This window comes from Sphingomonas sediminicola (genome assembly GCF_014489515.1).
Classification (GTDB): Bacteria; Pseudomonadota; Alphaproteobacteria; order Sphingomonadales; family Sphingomonadaceae; genus Sphingomicrobium; species Sphingomicrobium sediminicola.
In genome coordinates this window covers 1,411,815-1,427,042 of sequence record NZ_CP060782.1, presented here as the reverse complement: position 1 = coordinate 1,427,042, position 15,228 = coordinate 1,411,815, and the positions used below count along the sequence as shown (strand labels likewise).

Below are 15,228 nucleotides of genomic sequence, written 5' to 3'. Positions count from 1 at the left end.
CCGAACCCGATCACCCGGCATTGTCGACTTTCCTGACCTCGACGGCGCTTTCATCGAAATCGTCGAGCAAGCGTGCATTGATGCCCATCTTGCCGAAATCTTCGCCAAGAGACTCCCAGTGTGTGCCGCAGCCGCAGACCGGACAGTGGTGAATGCCGATCATTCGATCGCCCCAGACATAGGCTGTCGTCTCACCGGAAATGCGTACCTGGTCCGGTGGGAAATAGGCAGTACGCCATGCAAGCCGGCGACAGAGGGAGCAGTTACAGTCTGCGACCCACTCGGGTTTGCTTGGCAGCTCGATCCGCACGTTGCCGCAGTGGCAGCTTCCCTGAACACCCATGACGACATGTAATCGCCGGGCAGGAAGGTCCGCAATGCACGAAAGTGGAAGGCTCAAGCGGCCAGTTTCAGCTCCAGCCGGTCCCAGATCTCGATTAGCGCCGATGTCAGCTCGTCCATCATCTCGGCGGTGTGGGACGGGCCCGGCGTGAATCGCAGCCTCTCCGTGCCGCGTGGGACGGTCGGGAAATTGATCGGCTGTACGTAGAGTCCGTACTCGGCGAGCAAAATGTCGCTGATCCGCTTCGCCTTGACTGGGCAACCTACCAGCAGCGGGACGATGTGCGTCACGCTCGGCATCACCGGCAGCCCGAACTCTGTGAACTTCGCCTTCAGGAGGGCTGCTTTCGCCTGCTGCGCGTCGCGCTCTACTGACGAAGCCTTGAGGTGGCGGACGCTCGCGAGCGCGCCGGCAACGAGCACCGGCGAGAGCGAGGTCGTGAAGATGAAGCCCGGCGCGTAGCTGCGAATGCAATCGACGATCGTCTTGGAAGCGGTGATGTAGCCGCCCATCACTCCGAACGCCTTGCCAAGCGTTCCCTCGATCAGGGTCAGCCGGTCCGCGACACCGTCGCGTTCCGAAATACCGCCGCCCTGGGCGCCGTACATGCCGACGGCATGGACTTCGTCGAGATAGGTCAGCGCTCCATATTTGTCCGCGAGGTCGCAGATTTCCACGATCGGAGCGATGTCGCCATCCATCGAATAGACACTCTCGAACGCGATCAGCTTCGGCGTCTCCGGGTCTTCGGCCGCCAGCAGCTCTTCGAGATGTTCGAGGTCATTGTGGCGGAAGACTCGCTTCTCGCAGCCCGAATTCTTGATCCCCGCGATCATTGAGGCATGATTGAGCTCGTCCGAGAAGATCACGCAGCCCGGAAGTAGCTTGCCGAGCGTGGACAAGGTGGCTTCGTTCGAAATGTAGCCGGACGTGAAGACCAGGCCGGCTTCCTTGCCGTGAAGGCCCGCGAGCTCGGCCTCCAGCTCGATGTGGTAGTGGGTATTGCCGCTGATGTTGCGGGTCCCGCCGGCGCCTGCTCCGACTTCGTGAAGAGCGCGTTCCATTGCTTCGACGACGGTCGGATGCTGGCCCATCGATAGATAATCGTTCGAGCACCACACCGTGATCGGCTTAGGGCCGTTGTGACCGGCGAAGCACTGCGCGTTGGGGTAATTGCCCTTTGTGCGCAGGATATCGATGAAGACGCGGTAGCGCCCTTCCTCGTGAAGCCGGTCGATCGCGGCCCTGAAGATGCTGTCGTAGTCCATTATGTTCTGTCTATCCGACGCCGGCACCAAACTTGACTAGGGAAATTCCCCTAGGCTTGCCCTGTATCCCGCGCCATTACCGTTCGGTCCACCGGATTTCCATTGCGAACGACTCGCAACTAGAGCGTTTGGACTTCCCCGATTCCGTAGTGGGCGAGGGTGCTCAACAATGTCGATCTAGGTTCGGCAGTGAAGACCATGACGCCTTCCGATGGCTCGGTTGGCCACGGCTGTTCGCGGGTCAGGTAGGCGATGCGACGAGCGATGCCCGGTCCGCCGTCAATCCATTGAACGCCGGGAAATGCCTGGCTCAGTTCCGTCCGAAGGAGCGGGAAATGGGTGCAGGCGAGGACACCCACGTCGATCCGGTCACCGCCCGGCGCATCGAACATGGGCTGCGCTGCCGAGCGAACTGCGTCGACGGTGATTTCTTCTCCAGCGAGCTTGGCCTCGGCGAGATCGACGAGTTCCGGCGAGCCATGGCGGATGATCGTGCAATCGGCCGCGAATTCGGCGGCGAGGTTGTCGACATAGGGCTGGCGGACGGTCGCTTCCGTTCCGAGGACGCCGATCGCCCGGGTCTTCGACATCTCCGCGGCCGGCTTGATCGCCGGGACCGTTCCAACGACCGGCAGGTCGAGCGCCGAGCGGACGTGATCGAGCGCGATGGTCGAAGCCGTGTTGCAGGCGATCACGGCAAGGCGCGGATGGAAGCGCTCGACCAGCCGGCCAAGCAATGCAGGCACCCGGCTGGCGATCTCCGCCTCGCTTCGCTTGCCGTACGGATAGCCGGCGTTGTCAGCGACGTAGACGATCGGAGCGTTGGGAAGCAGCTTTCGCGTCGGCTCCAGGACCGACAGGCCACCGACACCGGAATCGAAGAACAAGAGGGGCGAGTTCGCGTCCATGGCTGCGCGGCTTTGCACGCGAATTGGGCGCACGCAATTGCAGGCGTTCGTCCTTGTGCTACCAACCGCGTTTCATGCGAAGCGAACTGCTCCTTGCGCTTGCGCTCGGCTATCTCCTCGGATCGATCCCGTTCGGGCTGGTACTGACGCGCCTCGCGGGCAAAGGCGACGTGCGTGATATCGGGTCGGGCAACATAGGCGCGACCAATGTTCTTCGGACCGGAAGCAAGCTGCTCGCCGCTGCAACGCTCATTCTCGACTGCCTGAAAGCGACTGCAGCGATCCTGCTAGTCCGCCAGCTCTGGCCGGGCACTGAGAATTTCGCGGCGGCAGGGGCGCTGATCGGGCACCTCTACCCGGTCTGGCTCAGGTTCAAGGGCGGCAAGGGGGTTGCCACATTGCTCGGTGTCCTGATCCCGCTGCTGCCGGTTGGGGCCCTCATTTACGCGGTCGTTTGGATCGGCCTTCTGCTTACCCTTCGGATTTCGTCGGTGGCCGGCATGATTGCGGCCCTCAGCGCTCCGGTCAGCGCGGCCATTCTGGGCGATCAACTCCTGTTTCCGATGCTCCTGGCGTTCGCGCTTCTCGTCGTCTGGAAGCACAAGGCCAACATCGCGCGCCTGCGGGCGGGCACCGAACCGAAGGTAGGAAAAAAGACCGAGTGAGTAATGATTTGGTCGACCGGCTCCGGCTGGTCCGTTCGCCCGGCATCGGGCCGTTACCTACCGCCAGCTGAGGATCGACGTCTTCTATCCGCCGGAAAATCAGACGCGGCAGGAAGCGATGTTCGAGTGCGGGTTGGTGATCGCGGAGATGCTGCCGGGGACAGAGCCGCGCGCACGCCACTTCCCCTTATCGCAACCGGATCATCGCCGGCCTCAGCCTCGGCACAGTCGTTGTCGAAGCCGCTCCGAAGTCTGGCTCATTGATCACCGCGCGGCTTGCCGCGGAAGCGGGCAGGGAGGTCATGGCCGTCCCCGGACCGCCCCTCGATCCGGGAGCCCAGCTGAAACCAGCTGATCCGGTAGGGCGCAACTCTCGTCCAGAACGCGGCGGACGTGCTGGAGGCGGTTCGGCCGATCCAGCCTGGCTTCGCATCGCCCCGCGCCACCTACGAGCCCGCTGAGCCGCGATGGATGGACGGCGATGCCGGCGCGCTCGGGCTTGTCGAGGAACTGCTCGGCCCTGCGCCCGTACCGGTCGACGAGATCATCCGCCTGTCCGTGCTCCGACTGGCGCGGTGCAGATGGCCCTCCGTGAGCTGGACCTCGCCGGGTGCCTCGACCGACATGCGGGTGGAAAGGTCAGTCTTCGACCCGCTTGACGAGCCGAATCCGTCGACCCCACGTTATACGCGTATGCGTGAGGGCAAATTTTGAAGCTGGTAGTCGTTGAATCGCCCGCGAAGGCGAAAACCATCGAGAAGTATCTGGGCGGAGGGCATCGAGTGCTCGCCAGCTACGGGCACGTGCGCGATCTTCCGCCGAAGGATGGCTCGGTCGATCCCGAACAAAACTTCGACATGCAGTGGCAGGTCTCGCCGGACCGGTCGAAGCAGCTGAAGCTGATCACTGACGAGGCCAAGAAGGCCGATACCTTGATCCTCGCCACCGACCCCGATCGTGAGGGCGAGGCGATCAGCTGGCACGTGCAGGAGGTGCTTCGGCAGAAGAAGGCGCTTCCCGCGAGCGTGCAGCGCGTCACCTTTAATGCGATCACGAATGCCGCAGTCACCGAGGCGATGCGCAATCCGCGGGAGCTCGATGAGGATCTGATCGACGCCTACAGGGCGCGTCGGGCGCTCGACTATCTCGTCGGCTTCACGCTTTCGCCGATCCTGTGGCGCAAGTTGCCCGGTGCCAAATCGGCCGGTCGTGTCCAGTCCGTTGCTCTACGCCTCATCGTCGACCGAGAACGCGAGATAGAGGTCTTCAAGACCCAGGAATATTGGCTGGTCAGCGCGACGTTCGAAGCGGACGGCCAGCAGTTCACGGGTCGTCTCGTTCAGCTCGACGGCAAGAAGCTCGACCGCCTGTCGATCGGCAGCAAGGGTGAGGCCGACGCCGCCAAGGCGATGGTCGAAGCCGGACGCTTCACCGTCTCGTCGGTAGAGACAAAACCTTTCGCCAAGAACCCACCTCCGCCGTTCACCACTTCGACGCTGCAGCAGGAGGCCGCGCGCAAGCTCGGCTTCTCGGCCAGCCACACCATGCGGGTCGCCCAGTCGCTCTACGAGGACGGGCTGATCACCTACATGAGGACCGACGGCGTCGACATGGCGGAGGAGGCGATCAGCGCCGCCCGCAAGGCGATCGCGAACCGCTATGACGGCGGCTACGTGCCCGACAAGCCGCGCCGCTACACGAGCAAGGCGAAAAACGCGCAGGAGGCCCACGAGGCAGTCCGTCCGACCGACTTCAGCAAGTCGCGCGCTGCATCCGGCGATCATGCGCGCCTCTACGAGCTGGTCTACAACCGCGCGCTCGCAAGCCAGATGGCGTCTGCTCGCCTGGAACGCACCACCGTGGAGCTGACCGACGGAGCAGGCAGGGCAGTCCTCCGCGCGACCGGCCAGGTCGTCCTCTTCCCGGGCTTTCTCGCGCTCTACGAAGAGGGTCGCGACGAGAAGGCGGAGGACGAAGAGGGCGCCCGTATGCCCGCGCTTCGCGAAGGCGATGCTCCAGCGAAGACCGGCGTCGAGGCGACCCAGCATTTCACCCAGCCGCCGCCGCGCTATTCCGAGGCGAGCCTTGTAAAGCGCCTGGAGGAACTGGGGATCGGTCGGCCGTCAACATACGCGTCGATCCTCCAGACGCTGAAGGACCGCGAATATGTGCGCGTCGACAAGGCGCGCTTCATCCCGGAAGAGAGCGGCCGGCTCGTCACCGCGTTCCTCGAGCGCTTCTTCGAGCGCTATGTCAGCTATGATTACACGGCCGAGCTTGAGGAAGAGCTCGACGACGTCTCAGGTGGCCGACTCGACTGGCAGAAATTGCTGGAAGAATTCTGGCATGATTTCAGGCCCAAGGCGGGCGAGGTGATGGAGCAGAAGCCGTCCGAGGTCACAGCGGCGCTCGACGAGTTCCTCGCACCATGGCTTTATCCGCCGCGCGAGGACGGTTCGGACCCGCGCGTCTGCCCGGCTTGCGGCAACGGACGGCTGTCGCTCCGTGGCGGCAAGTTCGGTGCTTTCGTCGCCTGCTCCAACTATCCCGAGTGTCGCTACACGCAGAAGTTCGGCCAGGGCGGTGCGGAAGGCCAGGCGAGCGAAGGCCCGCAGGACCTCGGCAACGGCATTGAGCTCAAGTCCGGCCGCTTCGGCCCGTATCTGGAGCGCGAAGGCAAGCGTGCATCGATCCCGAAGGACGTGCCGGTTGCGGACGTCGATGCGGAAATGGCCGAGCGCCTGCTGTCTTTGCCTCGCGAGATTGGTCCGCATCCGGAGACGGGCAAGACGATCAAGGCCTCGATCGGGCGCTACGGCCCGTATCTCGAGCATGACGGCAAATATGCGCGCCTGGCCTCGACCGCCGAAGTCTTCGAGACCGGCATGAACGCCGCTGTCGTGAAACTCGCGGACGCCGCTTCAGGTGCTGGCCGCCGGGAAGGCGCATCGCGTGAGCCCATTGCCGTGCTCGGCGCGCACCCTAGCAGCGGCAAGGAAATCAAGGTGATGGCTGGCCGCTACGGTCCGTACGTCAGCGACGGCACGACCCATGCGACCTTGCCGAAAAGCTCGGATCCGAAGTCGGTGACGCTGGAGCAGGCGCTCGAATGGATCGATGCAAAGGCGGCGAAGGGGCCGTCGGCGAAGGGCAAAAGGAAGCCGGCCCGGAAGAAAAAAGCCTAGGCCGAGCAGGTCCGGCAATTCGGGTCTTTCGGCAGGCAAATCTTCCGCCAGTCGAGCGCGGCTCCGTCGAACAGGAACAGGCTTCCGGCGACGTCCTCGCCGATGCCGACCGTCGCGCGGATCGCCATCAGCGCCGCGAAACCGCCGACGGTCGCCGTAAGCGCTCCGAGCACGCCCTGTTCGGCGCAGGTGTCGCAATCGTTGCTGTCGAAAGCGTCCCCGACGAAGCAGCGATAGCAGGGCCTGTCGGCCTCCCAACCCGGAAGAGCCCAACCTGGCCCTGGAACTGGACCGCGGCCGCCGAAACGAGCGGGATGTGGAGGCGCGTGAGCGTGTCACCAACGACCAGCCGCGTCGCAAAATTGTCGCAGCCGTCGAGAACGAGGTCGTAGCCGCTGAGGAGTGTCTCGGCATTTTCGGCCGTCAGCCGTTGCTGCACTGCTTCGACTTCCACGTACGGGTTCAGGTTGCGGACGAACTCGGATGCCAGAACGGCTTTCGGTTGGCCGATCTGATCGTCGCGGAAGATCGGCTGTCGCTGCAAATTGGTTCGATCGATAATATCATCGTCGATGATCGTCAGCCGGCCCACGCCAGCGCCGGCCATTGCCGGCAACACCGCGCTGCCGATGCCTCCGGCACCGACCACCACAATGCTCGCGGCCTTCAGCTTGCGCTGACCGACGCCGCCAACCTGGGGAAGAACGATGTGCCTGGCGTAGCGTTCGAGTTCGTCCTCGCTGAGGTCGGTCACCGCCCGGTGCTTCCGAACCCCCGCTGCCGCGCGCCGTCTCCTCAAGCTCGTGCACCTCGGTGAAATGGGCGCGCAGGACGGGCGCCGGCACAAGCTGGGCGATGCGCTCGCCGCGGCGGACTTCGAAAGGCTCATCGCCGAGATTCGCGAGGATGACCTTCACTTCGCCGCGATAGTCGCTGTCGATCGTGCCGGGCGTGTTGAGGCAGGTGATGCCGTTCTTGAGTGCGAGGCCCGAGCGTGGGCGTACCTGCACCTCATGGCCGTGCGGAATCTCGATCGCGAAGCCGGTTGCAACGGCGTGGCGCTTGCCCGGCTGCAAGGTCAGGTCCTCGGCAGCGACCACGTCCAGGCCAGCGGCATGTTCGGTTGCGTATTTCGGCAAGGGCAGCCCGGCGCCGTGCGACAACCGGGTAAGCTTGATTTCAATCATGCAAACTCCTGTGCGACGCGGCGGATCAGGTGCCGCGCGACTTCTTCTTTGGAATCCTCGGGCCAGTCCTCGACCGAATCGCCGGTGACGAGGTGCACCCGGTTCCTGTGTCCGCCATGACATCGCCCGACACGTCGTTGGCGACGATCCAGTCGGCGCCCTTGCCAACCTGCTTGGCGATTGCGTTCTCGACGACCCGGTCCGTCTCCGCAGCGAAGCCCACAACGAGGTGAGGCCGCTGCTCGTGACTGGAGATCTCGGCGAGAATGTCGCGGGTCGGAATGAACTGGAGTTTCGGCGGCCCTTCGCCCTTCTTCAGCTTTGTCGCCGAGGGTTCGACCCGCCAGTCCGCCACTGCAGCAACGAAGATGGCAACGTCTGCGGGAAGAGCGGCCATGACCGCATCGGCCATTTGCTCTGCGGTCTCCACGTTCACGCGCTTCACGTCCCGTGGCGTCTCGAGGCAAACGGGACCTGCGATCAGGGTCACGTGCGCTCCAAGCTCCTCGGCCGCCGCGGCGATTGCGAAGCCCTGTCGCCCTGAGGAACGATTGGCGATCACCCGCACGGGATCGATCGGCTCGTGCGTCGGCCCGGCAGTGACCAGAACATGCTTGCCGATGAGACTCACTTGGTGCCGAGGAACCCGTTCTTGGTAAGGAAATCGACGATCGCGTCAGGCTGGGGCAGGCGGCCGGGGCCGAACTCGCCGCAAGCCATCTCGCCCTCGTCCGGATCGATGACGGTCACGCCGTCGATCTTCAGTTGGGCGACACTCCGCTCTGTCGCCGGATGCTGCCACATGCGGACGTTCATGGCCGGGGCGACGACGACCTTCTTGTCGGTCGCAAGGAGCAGGGTCGTTGCGAGATCGTCGGCGATGCCCGCCGCCATCTTCGCGAGAAGGTCCGCGGTCGCCGGGCAGACGAGGATGAAATCGGCCGAACGGCTAAGCTGGATATGGCCCATCTCCACTTCGTCCTTGAGCTCCCAGAGCGACGTGTGGACTTCGCTCTGCGCAAGGGCGCCGAGCGCCATCGGCGTGACGAAATGCTCGCCGCCTCGGGTCAGCACGGGCGTGACCTCGTGACCCGCCTTCTTGAAGAGCCGAACAAGCTCGAGCGACTTGTAGGCGGCGATTCCCCCGCCAACGATCAGCAGCACCTTGGCCATTGCGCGCGGCTTAGCCCTGTGTGCGGTGGAGAGTCGAGTTCCGCCTACTTTGCCGGCTGAAGGAACTCGTCCTCGATGATCGATGGCGGAACGATCCCCGACGCCCAGATGGCCGCGAATGTATCGCCGGCGGAGAAGGGCTTGCCGTCGAGCTCTGCCTGATGCGATGCCTTCGCCAGCAGGCGGTCGAACTGGGTCTTGCCGATGATGTAGCTGGGCCCGTAGCCGGGTTGGCGGAGGTACAGCAGCTGCTCGAAACCGACCAGCCGGCTGTTGGCGTCGGACCAGCCGCGCGGAGTCCAGCTCGCGTGATATTTCCCGGCCTCGTCGAGCCCGATCTCATTCGCCTGGACCCGCAGCGACGCCAGACCGCGTGCGGCGCGATTGGCGAGCATGATCCAGACCAGCTCGCGGCCATGCGGCTCGTCATCGTAGAGCCCGGCCTGCATCAGCACCTCTTCCATCGCCGTCGCTAAACCTTCCGAGCGATCCGCGTAGATGTTGAACAAGGGCGGGACTTGGCGGATCGGGCTCGGGTGCGGCTCGTGCCGAAGACGTGCAAGCTCGATCCAGTGGAATTGGTGGCTGGACAAAGGCAGCGGGTCGAGCGCCGTGACATGGGTGAAGAAGTTGCGCTGGTCGGGTGGTGTGTAGTCGCCCAGCTGTCCGAACAGTGCCGAGCGATAATAAGGCTTGTCAGTGATGAACCCGCCGTCGACGAGCAGCCGGTAGAGGCGCTCCTCCCGCGCCAGCGCCATCTTCTTGTAGGCGGCCGGGTCCTTGATCTCGGCAATCGGGGGCGCCTCGCGGTTGCGCACCTCCTCGAGCCTGAGCGACGCAAGCGAACGGTCTAGCTCGCGCCGGAGCAACGTGACCTGCTGGTCGAAGTCGTAGGGGCTGAGCAGTACGTTCTTCAGGTACCAATTGTAATTGTCCTTGCCGACGCCGGACGGCCCGTTGCGCTTCGGCGTCTCGGACTTGATCCAGTCGGCGAAGGAGAGGGTTGCCTCGCGCGCCCGCGCTACTGCCGATTTAAGTTCCGGCGAGGCTCCCTTGAGAGAAGCGGTTCGGCGGCCGTCGAGATCATTGAGGCTGAGTGTCCCCGCTTCGAGCGCGGCGAGGGCCTCGGCCTGCTCGCGAAAGGCGCGGTCGCCATAGGCCCACAAATCGTGCGCATTGCTTCCGGCAAGATTGGCGCGCGCATCGGTCAGGAGCGGCGGGATGGTCGCCAGCTGCTTCGCAAGGCTCTTCTGGTCAGCGGCATTCAATGGCCAGCGATATACGAACAGGTCGATGACCGGCTCGGCATAGGTGCCTTCATGCGCCGGCACGTCGCTCATCTCGGGAAAGACGGTCTGGTAAAAGCCGGGATCGCGAGCCCAGGGCTTGAGCACCCGGAAGTAGAAATCGAGACCGTTCATCTCGGCCTGGAGGAGCCGGTAGTCGCCTTTTTGGGAGCCAGTCCAACCCTCGGTCCCGATGCCCGACATCTGCAGCATAAGGTCGGCGAGGTTCCGGGCCTTCCGGTTCATGGCAGCCGGCCCGTAGTCGGGGCGCCCATTCACCAGCTCGGCCCGGTTGAGTGTCCGCCAATCGGCGAACAGGCTCACCAGTTTCTGATGGGTTGAGGCGGGCGCATCTGCCGCCTTCGTGGGCGAAGCGGGCAGCGCGGCAATGGCCGAGATGGCAAGCGCCAAGGCAAATCGAAGCATCGACCGGTCCCCCAATGTTTGGCGCCGGAGGTTATAGCTCCGCGTGCGTCGCGCAAGCCGACACAGAAAAGGCGGGGCCCTTGCGGACCCCGCCTCCTCGCGTGATGAATTGTTCGCCTAGCTGCGCGAACGTGAGCTCGAGCGGCCAGTCCCGGCGTCCGCGGTTTCGGTCGAGCCGGTCGTATCGGACTGGATCGACCCGCCCGTGCCAGTCGCGCTTCCGATCGCGGAGCCGCTTCCGGCGGTCCCGGTCATCGATGCGGTCGTGGTCCCGACGCCTGCGTTCGAGCTTGTGCCGAGATCGGCATTCGATTGGCTCTGGCTCGAGCGATTGCGGCGCCAGCTGTCGAAGTCCTGGTTGAACTGCTGCTCGCGCTCGCGGCAGTAGTCGTCATAATCCCTGTCCAGCTTCGCCATCTCGCGATCTCGCCAGTTCCGATAGTGGTCGTGCTCGCTGGATCCGAAGGTCTGATTGCCGAAGCCTCCGAGTGTTCCGCTGAAATCGCCGTAACCTAGATGCGAGTCACCGAGGTTGCGCTCACGATCGCGATCCCAGTTGCTCTGGCCACGGTTGGCTTCGCCCCAGCTTTGGGGGTGGCTGCGCTGTTGGCTGCGGAAGTTTCTTTCGTCGCGGAAGCCACCGGAGCCCCTTTCCGACGACCCGAACCGGTCGCGTTCGCGGCTGAAGCTGCCGCTCGGGCCGCTGTAGCCGCTTTGCGCCATTCCGCCGAAGCTGCTGAGATCCTCGCGTCCGAAGTTCCGGCTCCTGCCCGGTTCCGGGAACGAGCTGCGGTCCATGTTCCGGTCCCAGGACGGGCTGCGCGGCGCGCCGCTTCGGCTGAACTCGCGATCGCGATCCCAGCTCGAACTGGAGCCTCTCAGATTACGGTCACGATTATCATCGTCGCTGAACCAGGACCGGACCTCGTCGCCGGCTTTCTCGAAAAATCCGCGGCTGTCGTCACGGTCACGCCAGTTGGACCGTTCGCGGTCACTGTCGAGCCATCGATCGCGGTTGTTGTCGTCAGCGCCATATTCGTTGCCGACGGGTTCGCTATATCCTCTCGCCATTACAGGCCTCCTTTTCCGTGGGAATCGGGGCATTGGGCCACGGCGATCCAACGGGCGGGAATCATGGCCGTTCCGGTCCGGGCATGTCGCTTGGCGTGCCGCCGCATCCGACTAGCGCATGGCGAGGAGAATTCTCACGAAGCGCCTGATTCGACGTGGAAAAGGACCGGTTAGCCGATCAGCAGAACGGCGGCCGCGCCGGCCGCTGCAGCCAGCGCTGCAATCACACCGTAGCCCAGCCAGTGACGGTGCTCGATCACCGCGATCTCCGGCAGCGGGGCGGCGGAGGAGCAGCACCGAACGGCGGATAATATTGGTCGATCCGCTTGATGAGTTCGGGAACGAGCTTGGCCGCGCGGACCAGCTCGATGATGCGATCGGCGTAATAGGCCTCGGGGCCGAGCTCGGCGCGCAGCCAGTCGCGGAGGAAGGGCTCGGCGGTTTCCCACATATTGATGTCGGGATCGAGCGCGGTTGCGACGCCCTCGTTCATCACCATCGACTTCTGAAGAAGCAGGAGGTGCGGCTGCGTCGGCATGTCGAAGTCCCGAGTGATGGAGAACAGGCTCTCGAGCATTCGGCCGACGGAAATTTCCTTCACCGGCAGGCCGCGGATCGGTTCACCTGCCGCGCGGAGCGCAGTCGCGAACTCCTCGACGCTGTGGTGTGGAGGGACGTACTGCGCCTCGAAGTGGATCTCGGCCACGCGGCGATAGTCGCCGGTAATAAGACCATAGAGGATCTCGGCCAGCCACATGCGGGCGCGGCGGTCGATGCGGCCCATGATGCCGAAGTCGATTGCTGCGATCCGCCCGTCTTTCAGCGCGAACAGGTTCCCGTGGTGCAGGTCGGCGTGGAAGAAGCCGTCGACCACGGCCTGCCGAAGGAATGCCCGGACCAGTGTCGAAGCGAGCGCGTTGCAATCCTGGCCAGCGGCGATCAGCGCGTCGCGGTCGTTGAGCTTGATCCCATCAAGCCATTCGAGCGTGAGCACGCGCCGCGCAGTGCGCCGCCAGTCGATTTCAGGGACATAGTAACCCGGCTCGGCGACCATGTTCTCGCGAAGCTCGGACGCGGATGCCGCCTCGCGCTGCAGGTCCAGCTCGCGCGCGGTCCATTGCTTGAATTGAGCAACGACTTGCCGAGGTCTCAGGCGAGCCGGTTCACCGCCTATCGCTTCGACGTGCACCGCCGCCCATTCATAGGTCTCGATTGCTCTTGCGATCTCTTCCTCGATGCCGGGGCGGAGGACCTTGACCGCGACGACGCGGCCTTCGCTGGTCACGGCCTTGTGGACCTGCGCGATGGAAGCGGCGCCGATCGGTTCCGGGTCGAAACTCTCGTAGAGCTCTTCGAGCTTCGCTCCGAACGATGCCTCGACGACCCTGCGGATTGCGTCGAAGGGGGCAGGGGGCAGGTTATCCTGGAGCCGCGAAAGGTTCTCGGCCGCCTTGGCACCCACCAGGTCGGGACGGGTCGACAAGGCCTGTCCCAGCTTGATCGCTGCCGGTCCGATCTCCTGAAGCGCTGCCGCGTAATCCGGCGTCGGCGGGATCCGCGCTCCAAAGCGAGCGATCTTCGCCAATCTTCTCACCTGCGGCGGCGTGAGCGGGTCGCTTTCGATCCCGCGCAAAGCGCCGTGGCGAGCCAGCGTCCGGCCCCACTTCAACAGACGCCACAGGTGGGTGACGGTTGTTGTCAAATCTTCCACCCGCTGTGGATCGTCACGAGGCCGCCCAGCATCGGTTCGGCCGCGGTCCGGACGAACCCGGCTTCCGTCACCATGGCCCGGAAGTTCTCGGGGCGCGGGAAGCGCTGGATAGATTCGACGAGGTATTTGTAGCTCGCCTCGTCGTCCGCGATCGCCTTACCGAGCTTTGGAATGACGTTCTTCGACCAAGCGTCGTACAGCTCGGAAAAGCCGGGCCAGTCGCTGCGCGAGAATTCCATGCAGAAGAAGCGCCCGCCGCGCTTCAGGACGCGATGCGCTTCCTTCAAAGCAAGAGGGATGTGGGTGACGTTCCGGATGCCGAAAACGATCGTGTAGGCATCGAAGCTATTGTCGGCGAATGATAGCTTCTCGGCATTTTGAACCTGCCAGGTCAGCCCCTTGAGACCGCGCTTCCCCGCGCGCTGCTCGCCGACCGCGAGCATGTCGGCATTGATGTCGGAGACGGTCACCTCGGCGCCGCGCTGCACCATCCTAAAAGCAATGTCGCCGGTGCCGCCGGCCATATCGAGGATGTGCTCGCCCGGCCGCGGCTTCACCCTGGCGACGAACCTGTCCTTCCACAGCCGGTGCAAGCCGCCTGACATCAGGTCGTTCATCACGTCATAACGGCGGGCGACGGAGCTGAAGACCTCGCCTACACGACGCGTCTTCTCTTCGGGGCTGACAAGCTCTTCGCCGAAACTGACTTTTGCACTTCTGTCGGACATGGGGCGGGCCTCTAGCGGGGTTGGGGCCGGTCCGCCATATCGCCAGCCATGCCTGAACTTCCCGAAGTAGAAACCACTGTCCGCGGTCTCGCGCGTGTTCTCGAGGGCAGGCGGATAACCAGCGTCGAAGCGCGGCGTGCCGATCTCCGGCGGTCATTTCCGAAGGATCTCGGCCAGCGGCTGACCGGCGCTAAGGTCACCGGCCTTGGCCGACGCGCGAAATACGGCCTCATCCACACTGACCGCGACGACACGATGATCTTCCATCTCGGGATGTCGGGAAGCTGGCGGATCAACCGCTCCGAACTGGAGAAGCACGATCACCTGCTGCTCGAGACGGAGGAGGGGACGCGTCTCGCACTCAACGATCCGAGGCGATTCGGGTCGGTGGACCTGGTTCCGACCGGCGAGCTGGATGAATGGCCCGCCTTCGCGGCGCTCGGCCCGGAGCCGCTCGAACTCGAGGCTCGCGACGTCAAGCGGCGGCTGGCCGGTCGGAGCGCGGCCATCAAATTGCTCCTCCTCGACCAGGGCATCGTGGCCGGCCTCGGCAATATCTACGTCTGCGAGGCGCTGTATCGCGCGGGCATCCACCCGAAGCGGGCAGGCGGATCCGTGTCGCTGGCCCGGCTCGAGCGGCTCGTCGCCGCCATCAGGGAAGTGATCGACGAGGCAATCGAGGCGGGCGGATCGACGCTGCGTGATTTTGCCAGCCCCGATGGCGAACTGGGCTATTTCTCGAAGACCTTTGCCGTCTATGACCGTGAGGGACAGCCCTGCGGTTGCGGGGGAACCGTCAAGCGATTCGTGCAGGGCGGCCGCTCGACGTTCTATTGTCCTGCCTGCCAGAGGTGACAGGTTGACGATTCGGACCTCTCCCGTTAGGGGATCGCTCGCATCGGCGCGGCCTCTTGGCTACGCGCCGCTTTTTCATTGAGCCACAGGGTTTTAGAGGAACATTCATGGCGAACACGCCGCAAGCCAAGAAGCGCATCCGCCGCAATGATCGGCGCGCAGCCATCAACCACAGCCGCGTCAGCCGCATCCGGTCCTTCATCAAGGCCGTCGAGTCGGCGCTGGACGCGGGCAAGAAGGATGAGGCTGCAAAGGCACTTCGTGAGGCTCAGCCAGAGATGGCGCGCGGCGTCGCTCGCGGCGTTCTTCACAAGAACACGGCTTCCAGGAAGTTCTCGCGGCTGGCCAAGCGAGTCGCCGCTCTCGGCTGATTTCGAGGGCTGCAGTCCCGCAACGATACGGGCCGTCGGCATTGCCGGCGG

10 protein-coding genes and 5 pseudogenes are annotated in these 15,228 nt (G+C 64.3%); 5 read left to right on the top strand and 10 right to left on the bottom strand.

Annotated features, from left to right (window positions below; all coding sequences use genetic code 11):
* Positions 1-10: 10 nt before the first annotated feature.
* The 3 genes from H9L14_RS07665 to murI all read right to left on the bottom strand — a co-directional run bounded on the left by H9L14_RS07665 (position 11) and on the right by murI (position 2,519).
* The gene (locus tag H9L14_RS07665; protein WP_246443980.1) at positions 11-400 is read right to left on the bottom strand and encodes a GFA family protein; all 390 of its coding nucleotides are present in this window, start codon (positions 398-400) and stop codon (positions 11-13) included.
* The gene (hemA, locus tag H9L14_RS07660; RefSeq protein WP_187707646.1) at positions 397-1,611 is read right to left on the bottom strand and encodes a 5-aminolevulinate synthase; all 1,215 of its coding nucleotides are present in this window, start codon (positions 1,609-1,611) and stop codon (positions 397-399) included. The genes H9L14_RS07665 and hemA overlap by 4 nt, the downstream gene beginning before the upstream one ends.
* Before the next feature lie 119 nt (positions 1,612-1,730).
* Entirely contained in the window at positions 1,731-2,519 is a 789-nt protein-coding gene (gene murI, locus H9L14_RS07655; protein ID WP_187707645.1) for a glutamate racemase, read from the bottom strand.
* Between the two features lie 74 nt (positions 2,520-2,593).
* Here murI and plsY point away from each other — a divergent pair, with 74 nt between their 5' ends.
* The 3 genes and pseudogenes from plsY (at position 2,594) to topA (ending at position 6,369) form a co-directional block, all read left to right on the top strand.
* Positions 2,594-3,184 (top strand): glycerol-3-phosphate 1-O-acyltransferase PlsY, encoded by a 591-nt coding sequence (plsY, locus tag H9L14_RS07650; RefSeq protein WP_187707644.1) that lies wholly within the window; start codon positions 2,594-2,596, stop codon positions 3,182-3,184.
* A 73-nt stretch (positions 3,185-3,257) separates the two neighbouring features.
* Positions 3,258-3,843, top strand: a pseudogene (locus H9L14_RS07645) (DNA-processing protein DprA); the annotation flags it as partial.
* A gap of 51 nt (positions 3,844-3,894) precedes the next feature.
* Positions 3,895-6,369, top strand: a complete 2,475-nt coding sequence (gene topA, locus H9L14_RS07640; protein ID WP_187707643.1) for a type I DNA topoisomerase — start codon at positions 3,895-3,897, stop codon at positions 6,367-6,369.
* On the opposite strand, the pseudogene H9L14_RS07635 reads toward topA, so the two are convergent.
* From H9L14_RS07635 to H9L14_RS07605, 7 genes and pseudogenes are all read right to left on the bottom strand, one after another.
* A pseudogene (locus tag H9L14_RS07635) lies at positions 6,366-7,123 on the bottom strand (HesA/MoeB/ThiF family protein). The gene topA and the pseudogene H9L14_RS07635 overlap by 4 nt on opposite strands.
* Positions 7,120-7,556 (bottom strand): annotated as a pseudogene (dut, locus tag H9L14_RS07630) (dUTP diphosphatase). The pseudogenes H9L14_RS07635 and dut overlap by 4 nt, the downstream one beginning before the upstream one ends.
* Positions 7,553-8,729 (bottom strand): annotated as a pseudogene (gene coaBC, locus H9L14_RS07625) (bifunctional phosphopantothenoylcysteine decarboxylase/phosphopantothenate--cysteine ligase CoaBC). The pseudogenes dut and coaBC overlap by 4 nt, the downstream one beginning before the upstream one ends.
* Positions 8,730-8,773: 44 nt before the next feature.
* The gene (locus H9L14_RS07620; protein WP_187707642.1) at positions 8,774-10,441 is read right to left on the bottom strand and encodes a DUF885 family protein; all 1,668 of its coding nucleotides are present in this window, start codon (positions 10,439-10,441) and stop codon (positions 8,774-8,776) included.
* Positions 10,442-10,558: 117 nt separating this feature from the next.
* Positions 10,559-11,512: a hypothetical protein gene (locus H9L14_RS07615; RefSeq protein ID WP_187707641.1), complete on the bottom strand. Its 954-nt coding sequence runs from the start codon at positions 11,510-11,512 to the stop codon at positions 10,559-10,561.
* 170 nt (positions 11,513-11,682) lie between these two features.
* Positions 11,683-13,214 (bottom strand): annotated as a pseudogene (gene ubiB / locus H9L14_RS07610) (2-polyprenylphenol 6-hydroxylase).
* Positions 13,211-13,951, bottom strand: a complete 741-nt coding sequence (locus H9L14_RS07605) for a class I SAM-dependent methyltransferase (RefSeq protein ID WP_187707640.1) — start codon at positions 13,949-13,951, stop codon at positions 13,211-13,213. Before H9L14_RS07605 ends, ubiB begins: the two are co-directional and overlap by 4 nt.
* A 48-nt stretch (positions 13,952-13,999) precedes the next feature.
* Between H9L14_RS07605 and mutM the strand changes: the two genes are divergently transcribed.
* Both mutM and rpsT read left to right on the top strand, forming a co-directional pair.
* On the top strand, positions 14,000-14,806 hold the full coding sequence (gene mutM, locus H9L14_RS07600; protein ID WP_187707639.1) for a bifunctional DNA-formamidopyrimidine glycosylase/DNA-(apurinic or apyrimidinic site) lyase: 807 nt from the start codon (positions 14,000-14,002) through the stop codon (positions 14,804-14,806).
* Positions 14,807-14,913: 107 nt separating this feature from the next.
* Positions 14,914-15,177: a 30S ribosomal protein S20 gene (gene rpsT, locus H9L14_RS07595; RefSeq protein ID WP_187707638.1), complete on the top strand. Its 264-nt coding sequence runs from the start codon at positions 14,914-14,916 to the stop codon at positions 15,175-15,177.
* The last annotated feature ends 51 nt before the right edge of the window (positions 15,178-15,228 follow it).